Annotated in this window: 26 protein-coding genes and 1 pseudogene; 14 read left to right on the forward strand and 13 right to left on the reverse strand. The window is 45.1% G+C overall.

Features of this window, described 5'->3' with window-relative positions; all coding sequences use genetic code 11:
- The first annotated feature begins 170 nt into the window (after window positions 1–170).
- Together CDC33_RS36065 and CDC33_RS36070 are read left to right on the forward strand one after the other, a co-directional pair.
- Window positions 171–431, forward strand: coding sequence for a hypothetical protein (locus CDC33_RS36065; protein WP_109013304.1), 261 nt, complete (start codon window positions 171–173; stop codon window positions 429–431).
- Between the two features lie 121 nt (window positions 432–552).
- Complete coding sequence (locus tag CDC33_RS36070; protein ID WP_219930142.1) at window positions 553–1,071, forward strand: GNAT family N-acetyltransferase; 519 nt, start codon at window positions 553–555, stop codon at window positions 1,069–1,071.
- Here CDC33_RS36070 and CDC33_RS38085 read toward each other — a convergent pair.
- Window positions 1,048–1,233 carry a hypothetical protein gene (locus tag CDC33_RS38085; RefSeq protein ID WP_146195929.1) on the reverse strand — a complete coding sequence of 62 codons (186 nt, stop codon included), beginning with the start codon at window positions 1,231–1,233 and terminating at the stop codon, window positions 1,048–1,050. The genes CDC33_RS36070 and CDC33_RS38085 overlap by 24 nt on opposite strands.
- A 93-nt stretch (window positions 1,234–1,326) precedes the next feature.
- On the opposite strand from CDC33_RS38085, the gene CDC33_RS36075 reads away from it, so the two are divergent.
- The 3 genes from CDC33_RS36075 to CDC33_RS36085 are packed head-to-tail and all read left to right on the forward strand — an operon-like array spanning window position 1,327 to window position 2,574.
- Window positions 1,327–1,725, forward strand: a complete 399-nt coding sequence (locus CDC33_RS36075; protein ID WP_109013306.1) for a cupin domain-containing protein — start codon at window positions 1,327–1,329, stop codon at window positions 1,723–1,725.
- 9 nt (window positions 1,726–1,734) lie between these two features.
- Window positions 1,735–2,301: a GNAT family N-acetyltransferase gene (locus CDC33_RS36080; protein WP_109013388.1), complete on the forward strand. Its 567-nt coding sequence runs from the start codon at window positions 1,735–1,737 to the stop codon at window positions 2,299–2,301.
- 42 nt (window positions 2,302–2,343) lie between these two features.
- Window positions 2,344–2,574 (forward strand): serine hydrolase domain-containing protein, encoded by a 231-nt coding sequence (locus CDC33_RS36085; RefSeq protein WP_109013307.1) that lies wholly within the window; start codon window positions 2,344–2,346, stop codon window positions 2,572–2,574.
- Here CDC33_RS36085 and CDC33_RS36090 read toward each other — a convergent pair.
- The 4 genes from CDC33_RS36090 to CDC33_RS40995 form a co-directional block, all read right to left on the reverse strand.
- Entirely contained in the window at window positions 2,559–3,191 is a 633-nt protein-coding gene (locus CDC33_RS36090) for a glutathione S-transferase family protein (RefSeq protein ID WP_109013308.1), read from the reverse strand. The genes CDC33_RS36085 and CDC33_RS36090 overlap by 16 nt on opposite strands.
- Window positions 3,192–3,300: 109 nt before the next feature.
- Window positions 3,301–3,735 carry a VOC family protein gene (locus tag CDC33_RS36095; RefSeq protein WP_109013309.1) on the reverse strand — a complete coding sequence of 145 codons (435 nt, stop codon included), beginning with the start codon at window positions 3,733–3,735 and terminating at the stop codon, window positions 3,301–3,303.
- A 310-nt stretch (window positions 3,736–4,045) separates the two neighbouring features.
- On the reverse strand, window positions 4,046–4,456 hold the full coding sequence (locus CDC33_RS36100; RefSeq protein WP_109013310.1) for a VOC family protein: 411 nt from the start codon (window positions 4,454–4,456) through the stop codon (window positions 4,046–4,048).
- Window positions 4,457–4,913: 457 nt separating this feature from the next.
- Entirely contained in the window at window positions 4,914–5,093 is a 180-nt protein-coding gene (locus CDC33_RS40995) for a hypothetical protein (RefSeq protein WP_181374370.1), read from the reverse strand.
- A gap of 49 nt (window positions 5,094–5,142) precedes the next feature.
- On the opposite strand from CDC33_RS40995, the gene CDC33_RS41000 reads away from it, so the two are divergent.
- Complete coding sequence (locus CDC33_RS41000; protein WP_244919550.1) at window positions 5,143–6,219, forward strand: transposase; 1,077 nt, start codon at window positions 5,143–5,145, stop codon at window positions 6,217–6,219.
- A gap of 149 nt (window positions 6,220–6,368) precedes the next feature.
- Here CDC33_RS41000 and CDC33_RS36115 read toward each other — a convergent pair whose 3' ends face one another.
- From CDC33_RS36115 to CDC33_RS36125, 3 genes are all read right to left on the reverse strand, one after another.
- A complete protein-coding gene (locus CDC33_RS36115) occupies window positions 6,369–6,800 on the reverse strand; it encodes a YciI family protein (protein ID WP_109013312.1) in 432 nt (143 codons plus the stop codon).
- A gap of 87 nt (window positions 6,801–6,887) precedes the next feature.
- Window positions 6,888–7,385 carry a VOC family protein gene (locus tag CDC33_RS36120; protein WP_086762236.1) on the reverse strand — a complete coding sequence of 166 codons (498 nt, stop codon included), beginning with the start codon at window positions 7,383–7,385 and terminating at the stop codon, window positions 6,888–6,890.
- A 193-nt stretch (window positions 7,386–7,578) separates the two neighbouring features.
- The gene (locus CDC33_RS36125) at window positions 7,579–7,938 is read right to left on the reverse strand and encodes a YciI family protein (RefSeq protein WP_109013313.1); all 360 of its coding nucleotides are present in this window, start codon (window positions 7,936–7,938) and stop codon (window positions 7,579–7,581) included.
- Window positions 7,939–8,107: 169 nt separating this feature from the next.
- Between CDC33_RS36125 and CDC33_RS36130 the strand changes: the two genes are divergently transcribed.
- Window positions 8,108–9,376: an RNA polymerase sigma factor gene (locus CDC33_RS36130; RefSeq protein WP_109013314.1), complete on the forward strand. Its 1,269-nt coding sequence runs from the start codon at window positions 8,108–8,110 to the stop codon at window positions 9,374–9,376.
- Window positions 9,377–9,603: 227 nt separating this feature from the next.
- Window positions 9,604–10,029 carry a VOC family protein gene (locus CDC33_RS36135; RefSeq protein WP_109013315.1) on the forward strand — a complete coding sequence of 142 codons (426 nt, stop codon included), beginning with the start codon at window positions 9,604–9,606 and terminating at the stop codon, window positions 10,027–10,029.
- A 35-nt stretch (window positions 10,030–10,064) separates the two neighbouring features.
- Here CDC33_RS36135 and CDC33_RS40045 read toward each other — a convergent pair whose 3' ends face one another.
- Window positions 10,065–10,247, reverse strand: a complete 183-nt coding sequence (locus CDC33_RS40045; RefSeq protein ID WP_219930143.1) for a hypothetical protein — start codon at window positions 10,245–10,247, stop codon at window positions 10,065–10,067.
- Between CDC33_RS40045 and CDC33_RS36145 the strand changes: the two genes are divergently transcribed.
- From CDC33_RS36145 to CDC33_RS36155, 3 genes are all read left to right on the forward strand, one after another.
- Window positions 10,246–10,731 carry a hypothetical protein gene (locus CDC33_RS36145; protein ID WP_109013316.1) on the forward strand — a complete coding sequence of 162 codons (486 nt, stop codon included), beginning with the start codon at window positions 10,246–10,248 and terminating at the stop codon, window positions 10,729–10,731. The genes CDC33_RS40045 and CDC33_RS36145 overlap by 2 nt on opposite strands.
- Before the next feature lie 252 nt (window positions 10,732–10,983).
- Window positions 10,984–11,187 carry a hypothetical protein gene (locus tag CDC33_RS36150; protein ID WP_109013317.1) on the forward strand — a complete coding sequence of 68 codons (204 nt, stop codon included), beginning with the start codon at window positions 10,984–10,986 and terminating at the stop codon, window positions 11,185–11,187.
- Window positions 11,188–11,365: 178 nt separating this feature from the next.
- Entirely contained in the window at window positions 11,366–12,298 is a 933-nt protein-coding gene (locus tag CDC33_RS36155) for a GIY-YIG nuclease family protein (RefSeq protein WP_109013318.1), read from the forward strand.
- 202 nt (window positions 12,299–12,500) lie between these two features.
- Here CDC33_RS36155 and CDC33_RS36160 read toward each other — a convergent pair whose 3' ends face one another.
- The 4 genes from CDC33_RS36160 to CDC33_RS36175 all read right to left on the reverse strand — a co-directional run bounded on the left by CDC33_RS36160 (window position 12,501) and on the right by CDC33_RS36175 (window position 15,193).
- Entirely contained in the window at window positions 12,501–12,836 is a 336-nt protein-coding gene (locus CDC33_RS36160) for a hypothetical protein (RefSeq protein WP_109013319.1), read from the reverse strand.
- Window positions 12,837–12,941: 105 nt separating this feature from the next.
- Window positions 12,942–13,994 (reverse strand): aldo/keto reductase, encoded by a 1,053-nt coding sequence (locus CDC33_RS36165; protein ID WP_109013320.1) that lies wholly within the window; start codon window positions 13,992–13,994, stop codon window positions 12,942–12,944.
- 195 nt (window positions 13,995–14,189) lie between these two features.
- On the reverse strand, window positions 14,190–14,924 hold the full coding sequence (locus tag CDC33_RS36170; protein WP_109013321.1) for an SDR family oxidoreductase: 735 nt from the start codon (window positions 14,922–14,924) through the stop codon (window positions 14,190–14,192).
- Window positions 14,925–14,998: 74 nt separating this feature from the next.
- Window positions 14,999–15,193 carry an SDR family NAD(P)-dependent oxidoreductase gene (locus CDC33_RS36175; RefSeq protein ID WP_244919551.1) on the reverse strand — a complete coding sequence of 65 codons (195 nt, stop codon included), beginning with the start codon at window positions 15,191–15,193 and terminating at the stop codon, window positions 14,999–15,001.
- Between the two features lie 175 nt (window positions 15,194–15,368).
- Between CDC33_RS36175 and CDC33_RS36180 the strand changes: the two genes are divergently transcribed.
- The 3 genes and pseudogenes from CDC33_RS36180 to CDC33_RS36190 all read left to right on the forward strand — a co-directional run bounded on the left by CDC33_RS36180 (window position 15,369) and on the right by CDC33_RS36190 (window position 18,936).
- Entirely contained in the window at window positions 15,369–16,289 is a 921-nt protein-coding gene (locus CDC33_RS36180) for an AraC family transcriptional regulator (RefSeq protein ID WP_109013322.1), read from the forward strand.
- Window positions 16,290–16,386: 97 nt separating this feature from the next.
- Window positions 16,387–17,592 (forward strand): annotated as a pseudogene (locus tag CDC33_RS42070) (AAA family ATPase); the annotation flags it as partial.
- A gap of 123 nt (window positions 17,593–17,715) precedes the next feature.
- Entirely contained in the window at window positions 17,716–18,936 is a 1,221-nt protein-coding gene (locus CDC33_RS36190) for an ISAs1 family transposase (protein ID WP_109012853.1), read from the forward strand.
- Window positions 18,937–18,941 lie beyond the last annotated feature (5 nt).

The following is an 18,941-nucleotide window of genomic DNA, read 5'->3' on the forward strand; positions in this document are numbered from 1 at the left end:
TATCGAAAAAGATAAATTCCTCAGCAAGGGACTCGTATTTTCCATAGATTTGCTGTATCTTGTTTATTCCGTGCAATTATTAACATCCAATTTCTCACAACTTTGCTGTCATCCAGATTTTCAGCCGATGCCTTTGGGGAGCAGTGAATGAAAACTTTTAATAGATAGATATGAAGATCATCAAAAAATCCGACAAGCTGACTCTGAAGAAAATGATGGAAATCCAACACGCTGAAGACCAAAATCTTCAAGCTGATACCGTCAATTCTTCAGCCCCTGTAGCTGATGAGCAACCAGCAGCAATTCTTCTTCCAAGAGAACCTGACTATATTCCATTCCTTGACAATCCTCCAGTACAGTCTGTTGGCAACTCTGGCTGGCAGATTTCTGACATTTGGCGGGATATCCGGGTGGATGATTTTTGTGGGTGATACTCCTGATAAATATAGGTAAAAAACAATACATTTCTCTTGGGTGTACGTAGTGTCACAAAGAGGAGTTGCTCTTTGGTAAAGAAGCCTACCAAATAATCAACGGTAGCATTAAAGTTGAGTGCGTAGACGTTTAGGCGGCAAGGCGATAGACATTGCAATGGCTCAATGGGTAAACGAAAGAGAAAACATTACAATACATCCTTCCCGAAGCAAAGAGTTCCATTTCCTCTGGGCTTTTCCTCCACTCAACGAGCAGGAGTGCAAAAACTATATCAATCGTTGCCAAAATGAGGACTTTGAAGGCTTACTAATTTGTCACGCAGATAGCGCTGAAATTATTGGAGTCGCAAATTTCAGTCAAATCTTCTACCGAGCGTTTCAAAATGCTTATCTCGGTTATTACGTTGACGTCAATTTTTCAGGTCAGGGGTTGATGTCAGAGGGTGTGCGTTTAGCGATTGATTACGCTTTTTGTACACTCGGTTTGCATCGTATTCAGCCCCAAAACAGGGCATCCATTCATTTGGTAGAGCGGCTCGGTTTCACGAAGGAGGGTTTCTCTCGACGATACCTCAAAATCAATGGAGAATGGCGTGACCATGAACGCTGGGCTTTAACGGTTGAAGATTGGGTATAGGTATGCCAGCAGCCCAACTTCGTAGCAGACGGGAGCAACGCGATTTTGTGAGGTGCTAAAATCTGGGACGTATATAGCTTGTTTCAGGATGCGATCGCAACTAAAAAACCAGATTTTGTTGAGAATATAGGGGTGTAATTGAGAACTAAACCCCGATCTCACTTTTTCGCGTTGCTCCCTAGCAGACGGACGAAAGGCGTTAGTTGGTTTCCGAGGTTAATCGTTATTCATTCTTACAGCAGGAGTCATCGAATCATGAGTGAAATCACTCCCCAAAATATCAACTCAACTTTTGTTGTCCTGGATGATGCTAACAATGCAATTTTGATCGCTAACAGCGATCGCTTCTACGAAAAGCTAGAACAGCAATTTGGAGACTTTAAGAGAAAACGGTTGATTTCCCACTACACATTCGAGCAAGACTGGGATAGTTGGGAAAGACACCCTGCCGGAGAGGAATTTGTCTGCCTTTTATCTGGACAGATTGATTTCGTGCTGGAGCAAGATAGAGGTGAAGCAATTGTGTCTCTCAACACCCCTGGTCAGTACATTTTGGTGCCACGCGGAGTCTGGCATACAGCAAAGGTTCGTACTCCCAGTTCAGTGTTATTTATCACGCCTGGTGAAGGAACCCAGAGTCGATCGCTTTTCTAAAACATGGCTATGGACATTACCACCAAACGATTTCTTCTCCGTGACTTTGTTCAGGAGGATGAGCCTGCATTCCTTGCTTATCACGCTGATCCTCGTTATGCCGAGTTCTGTTCACCGGAAGAAGTGACCCCGGACTTTACTTATCAACTGTTTCAACGGTTCATACAATGGGCAACCGAAGTTCCTCGATGCAATTACCAGTTGGCGATCGTCGATCGCCGCAATCTGGAGTTAATTGGCTGTGGTGGATTGCGGCAGGATGGCTATGCTGCCGGGCAGGCAGAACTTGGAATTGAGCTAGCACCCCAGCACTGGGGGCGTTATGCCTATGCAATCGAAGTTGGGAAAGCTCTGATTGATTTTGGGTTCCGCGATTTGGGACTAAAGGAAATTATTGGTCTTTCTGTGAGTGCTAACCTGAGAGTATCCCGGCTAGCAGAACGTTACGGATTCCAGGCGATCGGTACACAACCTGGTTCCGGCTGGATGCATATGCAAGGGTGGAGCCAGATTAAGTGGCAGCTTACCAGAGAATCATGGGAGCATTTATTTCCTTTGACCAGTTCGGTTAATTAAGCTTTTTGGAAGAAGGAGCAACGTAATTCAAGAAGTGTCGCGATGTCAATCCATTCCAAAGGCTATGGCAAAGCGGACGCTCAGCAACCTATCACCCCACAAACTCAATTTCCGATCGCTTCACTGAGTAAATCTTTTACAGCGATCGCAGCGCTGCAATTGGTAGAAGCTGGAAAAATTAACCTGGATGTCTCTGTAAAACAATATCTACCAGACTTCACTCTGGCTGATACCCAAACGGCTGATCAGATCGCGAATCATTGTGAGGTCTGATTGAGACTTGCAAGTGCAGCTGCGATTCGCCCAGATGCCTTTGGTCGTTTGTACATTCGTTCCATGTAGTCCACCAGCGTGGGGAAAGTGGCGAGTAGCTGAACTTCATTCGCCCAATCCAGTGTGTAAGCAAGCACAAAATCAGCCACTGTGACGTGTTCACCCACTACAAACTGCCGATCCAACAGATGGTTCTCTAAAACGACAGCCATACTGGTGAAGTCTTGCCGAGCGAGAGGTATTTCAGCAGGCAATCTCAACTCTTCTGGGTATATAAACGTGTGGCGAGCGATACGCCATAGCGGCTGTTCCAATTCGGTGGCAGTAAAGAGGAGCCAACGATAAAGCTGTGCTCGCAGAAGCAATTCTGTAGGTACCAAGTTAGATTCTGGGTACTTCTCACCGAGGTACAAAGCAATGGCTACGGATTCAGTGATGATATGTTCGCCATCGATGAGTACAGGGAGCTTGCCAGTGGGATTGATGGTGAGAAAATCGGGTGTACGGTGTTCACCTGCCTGCATGTTGATGGAGATTGCTTCAAATTCCACCCCAAGTTCCTGGAGAACCCAACGAACCCGAATTGATCGTGTGGGAGCAAATTCATAGAGTTTCATGAATCAACCTCAGTGATGTGCAAATATCTTTCATCTTCTTGTATCAATGGGTGTGCTAATGTTTCGATGAGTTCGCGAATTTGTATTCCACTGGTTGTTCTGTTGTAGTTCACACTCCTGCTCCTTCCCTTTCAGCCTCAACTGGATGGGTTGCTTCGGGTTCCATGTAAATCAGTTCCCAAATGTGACCATCTAAATCCTGAAATCCATGCGCGTACATAAATCCGTGGTCTTGAGGTACATTGTAGGTTGTGCCACCAGCAGCAACGGCTTCACGAACCAGCTGATCCACTTTTTCTCGGCTCTCAACTGATAAGCACGTCAACACCTCGGTACTTTTTGTGGCATCGCAAATCGGGTTCGGCGTGAATGTTTTGAATTTCTCATGCGTCAAAAGCATCACAAAGATGGTTTCGGACACAATCATGCAGGTGGCCGTTTCATCGGTAAATTGGGGGTTGAACTGAAAGCCAAGTTTTGTGAAAAACTCGATGGATTGCTGGAGATATTTGACGGGTAGGTTGACGAAAATTTGAGTACTCATGGTTTCTCCTGGTGTAGTTAGTTGTTGGTCAGTGGCTATTTAACCTGAGTTCGGGTTAAGCCAGAAGCTAAAAAGCTTATTCTGTCAGGATTGAATAAAACTGGAATTGATCAAAGCAGGGATAAAAGTGGAATCATTTTGTCAATAAGGTTCACAAATGAAACTAATCTCAGCAATATGTCTTATTGACAATAGATGAAAACAGAGCTTTAGACCGAACAACGATAATTCAAGGCTTTTGAGGATTTCTTATCCCGAACTCAGGTTATTTACAAAGGACAAAGGACGAATGACAGATGTTGGTATAGGCTCAGATGCTTTGTTCGCAGTTGATCATCCACGGTGTCCCAAACTGATCGGTCAACATGCCAAAGCGCGATGACCAGAACGTTTGCGCGATCGCCATCTTCACCTTGCCGTTTTCTGCTAGAGCGTGAAAAAGCCGTTCTGCCTCAGCGATTTCAGGAACGCTAATTTGTACGTAGAAACCTTGCGGGGTTTCAAAGTATCCTGGTGGGCAGTCAGATCCCATCAGGAGGCGATCATCTAGTTCAAGGCAAGCGTGCATGATTTTGTCTTGCCATTCCGGTGAGACATTTTCGGCGGAAGGTGCTTCTTTGTGTGTCATCATCATAGTCATCTTGCCACCCAGACATTGTTCATAGAACTTGAACGCTGCCTCACAGTTGCCGTTGAACATCAGGTAAGAATTGAGTTTCATTGATTTCTCCTTTTGTAATCGATTCTGCGTTTTGATGAGCGGATCGTTCGCACATGAACATCATTTGCGCGGTTGCTGATGACCAAAGAGGCAGGGGAGCAGGGAGCAGGGAGCAAGGGATAAAGATACTGGAGTTCCCCTGCCACAAGGGTTGCAAGCCCCTAAATTTATTTATGCTCCAAGTAAAAACATTTATTTCGATAGCGTAGCGTTAGCGAGTCCGCGAGCGTCGACGCGAAGCGCGAGAAATAATACGTCCTTGTTCCAAGCCCCTAAATTTATTTATGGGGTTCTCCCCCCTGCCCCCCTCACAAGTGTAGGTTTTTTACAAAAAACATCTAGAATGAGGTAAGACTAGGTAGACAAGGAGGGAAAGTGGACAAGGAGGAAGAACGCAGAAAAATTATAACCCACGAAGATTTAATCATCTACCAAAAAGCATTTCAGGCAGCTATAACTATTTTTGAGATATCAAAACGGTTCCCAGAGGAAGAAAGATACTCTCGGGAGCAACGCGATTTTGTGAGGTGCTAAAATCTGGGACGTATATAGCTTGTTTCAGGATGCGATCGCAACTAAAAAACCAGATTTTGTTGAGAATATAGGGGTGTAATTGAGAACTAAACCCCGATCTCACTTTTTCGCGTTGCTCCCCAGGTTTAGCTACTTGGAGCTTTGGGATAGTAATGACAGGCTCAAGTAGTCTAACCAGAGTCTCAGAATTTATCGGCAGGCTTAATCAAGAGAACACTAATGCAGTTCGACAAAGACTAAAAGAATGGTATCAAGAAGCAGATGCCAAAACAGGAAAAAAAAGAACTGCTATAGATGTAACTAAGTGCTTTGCTCCCCTACTCCAATGGATTTTGAGTATGTGGAACAGTGAAGAAAAATGGCTTCCTCTTGCGGTAGATAGCACTAATATTGGACAACACTTCACGGTTCTTTCTGTTCATGTTCTCTATCGGGGTTGCGGCATTCCTGTAGCTTGGAAAATTGTCAAAGGAACAGAAAAAGGAGCTTGGAAACCTCATTGGCAGCAATTATTCCAATCATTGAAAGATGTTGTTCCTCCGGAAATGCAAGTCGTTGTTTCAGCAGATAGAGGACTCTATGCTGACTGGTTGTTTGACGCAATTTGCGCTTTGAATTGGCATCCTTTTTTACGAATTAATTATACTGGAACATATCAAATTAGAGGAGAGACCGAATGGCAGTTTTTAGATAAACTAGTACAAAAAACAGGGACGAGTTGGTCTGGAATAGTCACCTGTTTTAAAACTAATCCACTCAATTGCACAATACTTGCCCGTTGGGATGAAGGTTACAAAGATCCTTGGTTAATTGTCACGGATTTACTACCCCAACAAGGGGATGCTCTCTGGTATTCTTTACGTTCTTGGATTGAGTGTAGTTATCGGGATATCAAAAGTGATGGTTGGCAGTGGCATAAAACTCGTTTACGAGAACCAAATAGAGCCGAAAGGGTATGGTTAGCTATGGCTGTAGCTACCCTTTGGACTATAACAATTGGCACTGATATAGAGCCACATTACCTAAATAATTTATCGAAAGAACTTTCTCCAAATCATCTGGACAAAAAACAAGATATTCCCAAAAAAACTGTTTGTAAGATTTCTTGTTTTCTTCAAGGTTTAATTCATATTCTTGCTGACTTACTTAACGGCAAGGCTATTTCTTTAACTGGTTTGTTTCCACAACCCTACCACAGTACATCTGCTGCTGCTGCCAATACTTCCTAATCTCAATGAATGGTTCTGGCGTAAAAAAGCTTCCTTGTCTACTTTCCCCCCAAGTCTTCCAAGTCTTACCTCATTCTAGATCTGATTGTAAAAAACCTACACTTGTGAGCCTGCCCCCCGCCCCCTGCCCCTTGTCCTCTTCGCTGACGTTACTCTTGCTGCTGCGTTTCAAGTTGAGCGCGAATGCGGTCTTCCTGCTCCCTTAAGGCGGGTGTCAGGACTTCACCAAAATCCTCTGTCTCGAATACGGGACGAATCTCAATCTCGGAGTCTCCTGGCATAGGGTTAGGGCAGCGCTTTACCCAAGCAACTGCCTCTTCCATTGAGTTCACCTGCCATAGCCAGTACCCTGCCACTAGCTCCTGCGCTGGAGTGAAAGGTCCCTGGGTGACGGTGCGATCGGTTCCTGAAAAGTGAACTCGCACCCCTTTTGAGCTAGGATGAAACCCCTCAGCGGCGAGCAAGATACCTGCCCTGGCTAATTCTTCGTTGTACTGCCCCATTTCAGTTAAAAGCTGTTCGCTCGGCATGACCCCAGTTTCGGAGTCTTGGGTTGCTTTGACAAAGACCATGACTTTCATTGTGAAATCTCCTGTTGAATGGTTTTGAGTTAGATTGCGAGGGGTTGGGTGTGCTGATTAGCACAAAGCGCAACTCCGAAGGAACCGCTAATCAGCAGCGACACGTTTGAGTTCATCAATCTCGATCTTCTTCATTTGCAGCATGGTAGTGGTCACTTTTTGAGAGGTTGCCGCGTCGGGGTGGTTGAGTAACTCAATCAGAATGCGAGGAATAATTTGCCAGGAGACACCGTATTTGTCTTTGAGCCAGCCGCATTGCTGTGCGGTTTCATCCCCACCGGCAGACAATTTTTGCCAGTAATCGTCCACGTCCGCCTGGGTATCGCAAAAGATTTGGAAGGAAATCGCCTCGTTAAATTTGAAGGTCGGACCACCGTTGAGTGCTGTGAACGGCTGACCATCAAGTTCAAAGCTGACAGTCATGACGGCTCCGGCTGGTTTTCCGTGAATTTCCTGTCCAGCGTCTCCATATCGACTGACGTGGACAATTTTGGAATTGCGAAAAATCGACGTATAAAACTGAGCGGCGGCTTCGGCTTGATCATCAAACCATAAACAGGGAGTGATTTTGGAATTGTTTTGCATGAGGGTTCTCCTTGAGTTCAAGCGGTTAAGGACGGTCAACCCAATTCGCAATTCGCAATTCGCAATTATTACCCCACGCCTAAAGGCGGGGACAAGAACTAGATACTACGTCTTTTTATCTTTTCTTCAATGAATTGAGGGACTTGTATCCTTTTTGTCCGCAATTGCGAACTGCGAATTGCGAATTGTTCAGTCAGGGCTGTGCTGGTAGTCCCGTAACTTCGATCACAGGACGGATTTCGACGGTGCCGACTTTTGCACCTGGGATGCGGGTGGCGATCGCAATGGCTTCATCCAAATCCTGAGCATTAACGAGGAAGAATCCACCCAATTGTTCGCGGGTTTCGGCAAATGGGCCATCGGTCACGAGTGATTTGCCATCACGGACTTGGACACTGGTTGCGGTTGCAACAGGATGGAGTGGAGCCGTCGCCAGAAATTGTCCTTGAGTATGCAAGTCCTGGGCGAGTTGGGCAGATTCCCCATAGCAATGCTCCCGCTCGGTGTCGCTCATGGCGTTTTCGTCCATATAAATCAGCAGCAAATATTTCATTCGGTTGCCTCCTTTGTGATTAAGTCGAACGGGAATTGTCCAAATCGACACCTGAGTGCAAAAATTTTGTCTAGTACAATTGAACTTATCTCCCTTTATCAGTTAGTCGAACGGGAATTGCTCAAATCGACACCTTGCCCAAAATTCTTTATGTATTTTTGTAAAAGGTATGACTTCAATCCCAAAAACAGATGTGGCTCAAGCAATTGCTGCCCTTTATCGAACTGAATGGGGGCGCATTGTCGCTATTCTGATTCGGCTGGTCGGAGATTTTGATGTAGCTGAAGAAGCTGCACAGGCAGCATTTATAGCGGCAGTGAATCAGTGGGAAAGCGACGGTATTCCCGATCATCCCCGCGCCTGGATTATCCGAACTGCCCGGTACAAGGCGATCGATCGCCTCCGACGACGCACGAAACTGACCGAAAAACTGGAGTGGTATGCGGCATCTGGCTTAATTCCAGCCACTGAAGAACCAACCTATGACAGTGATGAAATTGGAGACGATCGCCTGCGATTAATCTTTACCTGCTGTCACCCGGCACTGGCAACGGAAACTCAAGTAGCGTTGACCCTCCGAATGTTGGGTGGACTGGAAACCGACGAAATTGCCCGCGCCTTTCTTATACCGACTGCAACAATGGCACAGCGGTTAGTTCGTGCTAAACGCAAAATTCGAGACGCAGGCATTCCTTACAAAGTACCTGAGACGACTGATCTCGCTCCCCGGATAGAGGCAGTCCTGACAGTCATCTATCTCATCTTCAACGAAGGCTATGCCGCAACCAAAGGAGATGCGATCGTGCGGGCTGACCTCTGCATCAAAGCGATTCGCTTGGGGCAACTGGTGCGGCAATTGCTGGCACCCCAACCCCCATCTGAAGTCACAGCACTGGTGGCGCTGATGTTATTGCACGATTCGCGGCGCAATGCGCGTCTAGATGAGGCAGGCGATTTGATTTTGCTAGAAGATCAGGATCGCAGTCGTTGGAACCATCTACAGATTGCTGAGGCGTTACCTCTGGTAGAGGAAGCGTTGCGCGGTAGAACCGGAGTGTATGCCCTGCAAGCGGCGATCGCCGCCCTCCATTGTCAGGCAACCCGCGCCGAAGAAACAGACTGGGCGCAGATCGTGCGGCTCTATGAGGTGTTGGAACGCTTGCAGCCCTCACCCATTGTTACCTTGAACCGAGCAGTGGCGATCGCAATGGCAGACAGTCCTCAAGCCGCATTTGGACTGATTGATAGCCTTGTTCCAGAACTGGACAGCTATCATCTCTTTCATGCCACCCGTGCAGATTTATTCCGGCGTGTTGGAGCATTAGAGGAAGCGACTCAGAGCTATACACGGGCACTAGAATTAGTGACAAATGACAGTGAGCGTCGTTTTCTGGAACGTCGGTTGCGCGAAGTTCAACATAACATTCAGTCCGGCTAAGGGTTTACAACAGTTTAAAGCGCCAGGCATCCATGATGCCGTTGAAAAAGAAATGAAAAATCTTCTAACAGGGTGAACTTGTAACTTAACAAAAGGCAAAAGTAGACAAGTCGGCTTAGTACTAAAGTACTGTTATAATCCAATCGTTTCATCAAGTTGTGTTAGGGTGCAGCAAATCACCGATCGGCTCTCTAGCACATCCACATCAACTGATAGAGGATTCCGACATGGATAACAATCCCAGCATTCTCTCGCACGTTTCGATTGGTACTAATGATTTTGAACGAGCGATCGCCTTCTATGATGCTGTGTTGCCAACATTGGGCTGTAAGCGATTTATGGAGCATCCAGGGGCGATCGCCTATGGCAAACAGTATCCCGAATTTTGGGTGGGAACTCCCTTCGACGGGCAACCCGCAACGGTTGGCAATGGAACTCACATTGGTTTTATTGCTCCTACAAAAGAAGCAGTCCACGCCTTCTATGAGGCAGCATTAGCGGCAGGAGGCAAAGACGATGGTGCCCCTGGTGGCAGACCCGACTATAGTGAGCCGTATTACGGCTGCTTTGTGCGCGATCCAGATGGACACAAAATAGAAGCCGCCTTCTGGGATGAGCAGCTTGAGCAGCAACTCAACCAGAACAATGCTTGACCAGAGAATGACTCATTTTTAGAGGCAAGATAACACTATAGAATTCCATCGAGGTCGCCTGATTGACCATGTTCATCTACGAGTTGCTGATGTTGCTGCCAGCAAACGGTTTTACCGGGCAGTGTTGCGAAATAAATGTACTCCCGGCTCCTGCTCATCGCCCCACTAATTCTGTTAAAATCGCGTCTTCCAGCACGTAAATTTTGAGGCAGTGCCATGTGTGCAAAGGGATTTGGGCAATCTCAACCTACTAAAATCGATAAACTTATTGAATCTGCGGTGCGTTATTGCCACAAGCGACACCCAGAAGCCTTAGACAGCATCTTTGATTATTTACCTGTCAACCTCAACCAACGAGTAGTAACGGGGATTTTGGCAGCATTGCAGAAAGATATTGACACTTTGAGTTGGTTTTGCGGCTACATGGCATCAGAAATCAACGGCAGTGAGGACAACCAAAAGCCTCATCATCCCATCGCGGAACTTAGCAAAACTCTGATTAAATCGGGGATGGAACCCTTTACTGATTTTATGCCTTACCCAGGTTGCCGCATCGTTATACTCAATTCGGAAAAATTTGAATCATTGCCAGAGTCAGTTCAAGCTGTGGTGCAGCAGGCTTTTGACATCAAGGAAAGTACTGGAAAAGAGGCACAAAGGATAAATGATGCCTTGCTGCAAGAGTTGGTGGTTCAGGAATAAAAAATTGAATAACAGGAATTGTGGTAAGCGCCAGCCATGTCGCTCTTGCTTATCGCCCTTCATTCAAGCGCTCGCGTTCAGCGTCTCGTAGAGAGGAAAAAAGAGCGATGCCTGCGGCGGGCTATTCGGTGTTGCCCCCATCTCTTTAGTTTTTTAGTCAGGCGATCGCACCTACAAATGATTAACTGTGATGCATAAGTTGTTAGATTATTTCAGTTATATATATATTCAATAACCAACAGAGGATCACCTATGAAACTCGCTAATTCACTCAATTTAGCAAATTTTGTTGGTTCTATTTTACTACCTAGAATCGCTAACAATCAAACAGCTACTTCTAACAAGAGTGAAACATCAATTACTTTACCCAGTAATTCCATAAATATCAATTCTCTGCAACCCTTTGATACTGCTGTTATTGCTTATCACATGATGGGTAATGGCAACTTTGAATAAAGCATAGTTTCAGTACAGCCTTTGAAAAGCTACTTTATCTCTCCAACCTTGGAGGGGTTTTTAACTGGTGCATTAATTCTTAAAATCAACATTATATTACTCCAGAAGATAGAGACATCTTAGAAAAGTTAAAGCACACTAGTAAGAGCAACTTTAACTATTCAGTAATGGTGTAGCAATGTGGCTAAAATATGGTGTAAATGAAGAAGGTATCTTGATATGTATTGAAGATATCAACAGGGGCAAGACTTCACTTCAGTGTCCTTACTGTAATAGCAGTCTAACTGCTAAAAAAGGCAAGGTGAAAGAGCATCATTTTGCTCATAATGAAGAAACCTGCCGCCCCATAGCTAACCGAGAATTCCCTACTCTGCCACTCTATGACAATTTCAACGTTCAATTATCTGGCAAGGATTTGGCACAGTTAAAGCTGCTTTGGCAGGAGTACGGAGCCAAAAATTACCCTATTAGTTCCTACTTAATTACTTCTAGTTTACTCAAAGCAGGAGTGTTAAGAAAAAATCTATACTTAACCCCACCTGAGTATGAATTTAGTGATTTGGGTAAAATTCCTGTTGGAGCGCTAGAGTTTGCACGGTTCAATGATGTACAGGAGCCACTATTACTTAAAAAACTGCTGAAATTTGAGCTAGCTTTTAAACACGCCGAATACAAAAATGCTCCAGATTTAGCATATCGACTTACTGATTTAAAACTCTACCGCGCTCAACTTCAACGTATTCTATCCTCTAGCCTATATTTTTTAGAAATACAAACGAATATTGGCACTTTGTACAAAATAGGAGTAACCCAAAGACCCGTTGTCAAGCGAGTAGCAGAAGTAAAAATTGATTTACTTGCTCATTATTCCAGTGTTGCTATTAGAGTATTAGGAACTTGGGAGCATAGAGGTAATGTTGAACTGTATTTCAAACACCGCTATCAGTGCTTAAATTATCCTATCGGCAGTTTAACTGAGTACTATAAATTTAATGCTGAGGATACCGAAATGGTACTGCGTGACCTACAACAAATGCAACCTAAAATACTTTCTCTTGATGAAATAGATATTCTTGAGGAGAATTCTAGCTGGGAGCAAATTGCTGTGTAGTATTCTCATAATCCCGTAGCAAAATCTAATTAATTACCAAGCAAAAATAATTATTTTATTGCTTCTAAATACTCTACCACTGATAATGACGCGACTGCCGACTCTTGATACAGCATTATTTACTGAGGAGCGATGGCGTAACCGCCCAGTGTAGCTGATCGCAGTGGTCAAGCGCATTACTTAAGACTATGCACTCAACGATTTAAGAAGCTAGCAAACCCGACATCTCCAATACTCGCTGTGACCAAGTAGAGGCAACAGATGCAATATCTGTAATTTCCATTGATTTGTCCCAAACATTAATCCAGTTTTGTAATAAGTCTTGGAGTTGATTTAATTCAACATTATTAATTTCACTTTTTTGTTGTATTAAAGACACGTACAACAAACTTTCTGACAACAATATTGGAGCTAATTCACGAATTGCACTCTTTTGTGACCAAGAGTTAAGGCGTGCCAAACTAGCTGCCAATTCTCCTAATTGTTGCGCGTGGGGTTGACGTAAAAAACTTGCTTCAATTGCACTCCAGTTAGGCATTACAATCCTCCTAGCAATTGCTTGGTAATTTGGCTAACTTGTTCTCGAATTTGGTTAGATCGACTACCTTAAGTTACTAAAGTACTTTGCAACACAACCGAAGCACTACCTCCAGCCTTGAACGATCGCGCCGCCGAAAATGCTACGATTCACCTCGCTGGTGAAGATGCTATAGGGAAAGGCGGGATCAAGGGCACTGCTCTCGTCCAGCGTCCGCATCTGTTCCGGGGTGAGGCGGATGTCCAATGATGCCAGATTGTCATACAGTTGTTCGAGCTTACTGGCACCCAGAATCGGCGAGGTAATGCCAGACTGCACTGAAACCCAGGCAAGGGCGACCTGTGCCAAGGGGCGATCGACTTGGGCTGCCACCGTTCGCAAAGTATCAAGGACGCGCCAGTTACAATCGGTGAACATCTGGCTTCCGAAAGGATTGGGGCCAATCAGCCGTCCTTGACCGCTCGCCCCCGCCCCCTCGCGCTCGTACTTGCCAGTGAGGAAACCGGCAGCAAGCGGACTCCAGGCACAGATGCCGAGACCGCATTCACGGGCGGCGGGCAGATGTTCGCGCTCAATGCTGCGTTCAACGAGCGAATACGCCAGTTGCATGGCGATGGGCCCAGGAATGTTATGCGCTGTGGCGATCGCCGCTGCCTTGGCAGTGTACCAGGCTGGCACATTTGAGAATCCGAAGTAGCGGATCTTGCCGACGCGTACCAGGTCGCCGAACGACTGTAGTACTTCTTCAACGGGCGTCACCATATCCCAGGTGTGCATCCAGTAGAGGTCAACATAGTCGGTACGGAGGCGGCGCAGCGAACCCTCAAGCGCCCGATGCATGTTTTTGCGTCCGTTACCGCCCGCATTCGCGTTGCCCGGTTCGCCGCCGTGAAAGCTGAACTTGGTTGCAAGCACTAGTTGGTCGCGTAGGCTGCGATCGGCGATATAGCTACCAATCAGTTCCTCGCTGCGACCCTTGGCATATACATCGGCGGTGTCGATGAAGTTGCCGCCAGCATCGACATAAGCATGGAAGATGGACTCAGAAACCTCATCGGGCGCACCCCATCGCGGGGTGCCGAAGGTCATGGTGCCGAGGGTGAGCGGGCTGACGAGCAAGCCGGAGTGTCCGAGAGTGCGGAAGGCGGTAAGGCTCATAGGTTTCTTTTCTGGCTGAAACAACAAAGTCGATGAAGAGTGCTGAGTTAAAAGTGCTGTTAGCGGATAGCTAAGGTTTAGCCCGTGCTGAGTAAGAAGAGGAGTGCTGAGTACTCAGAATGGTAAAAGTGTCTTGTCTGTGTCAATCAAGCTCATGATGCAAAGAAGGGACACAGACAGTGATGTCTTCGATACCTAGAAGGCGCTGGCTGTCGGGCGGACAATGATTTCGTTGACATCGACATCATCCGGTTGGGACACAGCAAATAAGACAGATTGGGCGATCGCCTGAGGGGTGAGGGCAGTTTTGCGAAGTTCTTTTAAGAAGCCTTTTACTGCATCGTCCGTGATATCAGAGCCGAGTTCGGTCTCAACGACACCGGGGGATATGATGGTTACGCGAATGTTCTTCGACTCCTGGCGCAGTCCATCAGATATCGCCCAAACAGCATATTTTGTCGCGGAATAGACTGCACTGGTGGGCCCTACCATGTGAGCAGCGATCGACGCAGTATTGATAAACTGTCCGCCGCCTTGTGCTTCCATGATCGGTAAACCAGCCGCAATGCCGTTCAATACGCCACGGATATTTACATCAATCATGGTGTCCCACTCCTCGACTTTCAGGGCATTCATTGGAGACAAGGGCATCACACCTGCATTGTTGAAGATGACATCGACGCGACCAAATTTTTCTTTAGCAAAATGAATGAATGCTTTCACATCCTCGCGATAGCGAAGATCCACTGCTTTGAATTCTGCAATGTTTCCCTGGTCGCGGATCTCTTTGACAATCGCTTCTAGCTTTTCTGTACGCCGTGCCCCCAGAACTACATTTGCACCGTTTTGAGCAAGTAACTTCGCGGTGGCTTCACCGATGCCACTACTGGCTCCAGTGATCGCAATAACTTTGTTTTCTACATTTAACATGATGACTGTCCTTGCTGTTGAGGTTGATTTGACTTAGAAAAATATGCCTCTAGAGACTTCAATTCTTTGGGTATTTACTCATCGGTTTCCGCGATGGGTGAATGGCCACAGTAGGCGATCGCAGAAACAACACTGTTCACTTTTGCCTCACTGCTGCGATCCGTCACAATTACACCAACCTCTTTTTTCGCCAGCGCCAAAGAGGTATTTTTCGCCAGTCCTTGGCTCGCTCCTGTGACTAAAGCAATTTTTGCCTTGTTTCTCTTCATTGCCTCATCCTTTCAGCCTTGTCTTTCAGCATGGGTTCATCATAAGGTTGAAAAGCTTTTCCCTAAATACATAAACCTCGCAGATGATTGCCTAATCCTCTCAAATCAGGCGTTGGCAAGGGAGAAATATTCTCTATAATGAGCGTATGAGGATGGTATCAGTCAGGAATTGAGTATGGTGATTGAAACACTCAACTATGAAGCGGCAATCAGCAAGTGTGACGAACTGGCAGCATTAGTGACTCGGCACACTGACGGTAAGGGGAACGGTGTTCATGCAACGGCAATTAATCAGTTAGAATTCATGCGGGAATCTGATACTTCAGCCACAATGCAGGGGGTCACCGAACCGATTCTCGGCATTGTCGTTCAAGGCAAAAAAGAAGTGTTGCTAAATGAGGAAACCTATGGGTATGGTGTGGCTCAATATCTAGTGGTGTCGGTGGATTTGCCGCTCTGTGGATGTGCGATCGAGGCGACACCTGCGAAGCCGTATCTAGGATTTAAGCTAGATTTAGACCCCGTTCAACTCTGTGACATTATTGCTCAAACTAACCCAGGCATGGGTAAGAAAGAAAACTCGGTTAGAGGCTGGTTCATCAGCGATGCCGATCCATCGTTGATTGATTGTGCTATCAGGCTGACACGGCTTTTGGACACACCGCAGGATATTCCATTCCTAGCACCAATGATCGTCCGCGAAATCTACTACCGTTTGCTAATTGGTGAACAAGGTGAAGCAGTTCGCCAAATTGCCACATCGGGCAGCAATATGCAGCGCATTGCTGAAGTGATAAAACTTATCAAGGCTGATTTTACAAAGCCACTGCGGGTTGAGGATCTAGCTCTTCAAGCCAATATGTCTCCTTCCTCGTTCCATCGCCATTTTAAAGAAGTCACCTCCATGAGTCCGCTGCAATATCAAAAGCAATTAAGACTATTGAAAGCGCGTCACCTGATGCTTGCCGAGAATGCCGATGCGACCCGTACTGCCTATCAGGTGGGGTATGAAAGTCCTTCACAGTTTAGTCGCGAATATTCTCGGATGTTTGGTGCGCCTCCGATGAAGGACATTGAACGATTACGAATAGCTTGAGCAAAGACTGTGAGTTCGCTACAGCAAACATCCAGACACATAGCTTTTAATTTATAAGAAGTAAGTTGATCAATATAAATTTGTGTATGAGAGCCAAATGTTAAAAGAACTTCACCTCCAACAAGTTGGTCCAGCTGCCCATTTTGATGTCGCATTTGCCGATAGGCTCAATATATTTACAGGTGATAATGGTTTAGGTAAAAGTTTTTTACTTGATATTGCATGGTGGGTGATGACTACAAATTGGGCGGAGCAACCAGCGTACCCACAGCGAGTCAGAGGTGAAAATCCGCAAATTACAGCCGTAGTTAGCAATAAAAAAAATATAAGAGAATATCAGAGCCACTTTGATTTTTCTGAACAGCAATGGCGTAATTTACAAATGCCTCCTTTATTAAAAGAGGTAGTTATTTATGTACGGGTTGATGGTAGTTTTTCCATTTTTGACCCAGCTCGCCAACGCGATATTCCTTTTGACTTTAATCCAAATACACTTTGGAATGGATTAAAGTCAAAAGATAAAGTTATTTGTAATGGTCTAATTCAAGATTGGGTTACATGGCAGAATCAACCCAATAAATATCCATTTGAACTCTTTTCTAATGTTATTAAAAAACTTGCACCTCACCCTTCCGAATGGATAGAAGTGGGAGAAACAACGCGAGTTTCTATTGAAGACGTGCGCGATATTCCTACAGTTAACCTACCTTACGGGAATGTTCCTGTCACTCAAACATCAGCCGGAATGAAGCGTATTTTGGGACTAGCTTATTTACTAGTGTGGACTTGGTACGAACATAAAAAAGCTTCAGAACTGCGACAACAAAAGCCAGTAAATCAGATAGTTTTACTAATTGATGAAATTGAATCTCATTTGCATCCTCGTTGGCAGAGGGTGATTTTACCAGCTATTTTATCTGTGGTGACAGAATTACAACCCAGGATGAAGATACAGGCTTTAGTAACTACTCATTCTCCACTTATTCTTGCTTCTTTAGAGCCAAATTTTCATGAGCAAGAAGATAAACTATTTTTATTTAAATTACAAGATAGAGAGGTTAGCCTTGACGAAGTACCTTGGTCAAAACAAGGGGACATAGTTGGATGGTTAACCTCAGATATTTTTGGACTCAAACAAGCCCGTTCCAAAGAAGCAGAAATCGCAATTGAAGCAGCAGAGGCTTGGATGCGTGATGATGATATGAATACGTTTCCAGAAAATCTGAGAATACCAACACAAATTCATCAGGAACTTCAAAGAGTTTTACCAGGACATGACCCATTTTGGCCCCGTTGGATAGTCAGGGTTAGCGCGTCTCAAACCCTATTGACAAGCGGACTTACCTATAAGCAATCAAGTTGGAAACAAAGTGGCACTATCCGGGCTAGGGTAAGATTTAATCCATCTAGGTGCAAGGTTCGAGTAATGCCAGCAGGATTTGAGAACAAGAAAAGCAAAACCAAAGCATCTTTTACACCCAGTGTAAATAGCAAAGACATTACCACTAAGTTTCAGGAATACTTCACACAAATAAAAGATCCCAGAGTGGAAAGGACAAGATATCATTTACTCACAGATATCATCACCATAGCGATTTTGGCAGTAATAGCAGGAGCGTCAGGTTGGGAAGATATTGAGGAGTATGGAATCAGTAAACAAGAGTGGTTGAAAACGTTTTTGCAACTACCATTCGGAATACCCAGCCCCGATACTTTTAGGAGGGTGTTTGAAAGAATTAACCCAAAAGAATTTGAGCAATGTTTTCGGCAGTGGGTTCAATCCTTGGTTGAGAAATTGGGAGTAGAAGTAGTAGCCATAGATGGCAAAACTCATAGAGGCTCTTATGACCGAGAATCAAAACTAAAAGCCTTGCACACAGTGAGTGCCTGGTCGAGTGAACATCGTTTAGTTTTGGGACAAACAAAAGTCAGTTCTAAATCAAATGAAATCACTGCAATTCCAGCACTATTGGACATATTAGACATCTCTGGCTGCATCATTACCATTGATGCGATGGGTACACAGAAATTGATTGCCGAGAAAATTATTGCAGCTAATGCGGATTATATTCTGAGTCTGAAAGATAATCATCCAACACTCCATCAACAAGTAAAAAATTGGTTTGAGGCAGCACAATCCATTGGATTTAAAGATATTGATATCGGTATTAGTCAACGTATTGAAAAAGGACATCACCGCATCGAAAAACGTACAGTTTACACCGTACCTGTGTCGCAGATTCCTGGACTTTATCAACTAGATTTATGGGGAGGACTAAAAACAATAGTCATGGTAGTACGTTCGATTCAGCATTGGAATAAAACAACACACGAAGTACAATTTTACATTACTAGCCTTATTAATGATGCAAACAAGATTGCTAGTGCAATTCGACAGCATTGGGGAATAGAAAATTCTGTTCATTGGACATTGGATGTTACCTTCCACGAGGATGAATGCCGAATTCGTTCTTTACACAGTCCACAAAACTTTGCTTTACTACGTCGTATTGCTCTTAATGCATTAGAGCGAGAATCGTCTTTTCGTCGCAGTATTCGCCAAAAATCACGACGGGCAGCTATGAACGATCACTATATGCTTTCTGTGTTAGCTGCGGCTCTCTCAAACTCAGTACCTCTGCCATAAATCCC

Source organism: Nostoc commune NIES-4072 (assembly GCF_003113895.1).
In the GTDB taxonomy this organism is placed as follows: Bacteria; Cyanobacteriota; Cyanobacteriia; order Cyanobacteriales; family Nostocaceae; genus Nostoc; species Nostoc commune.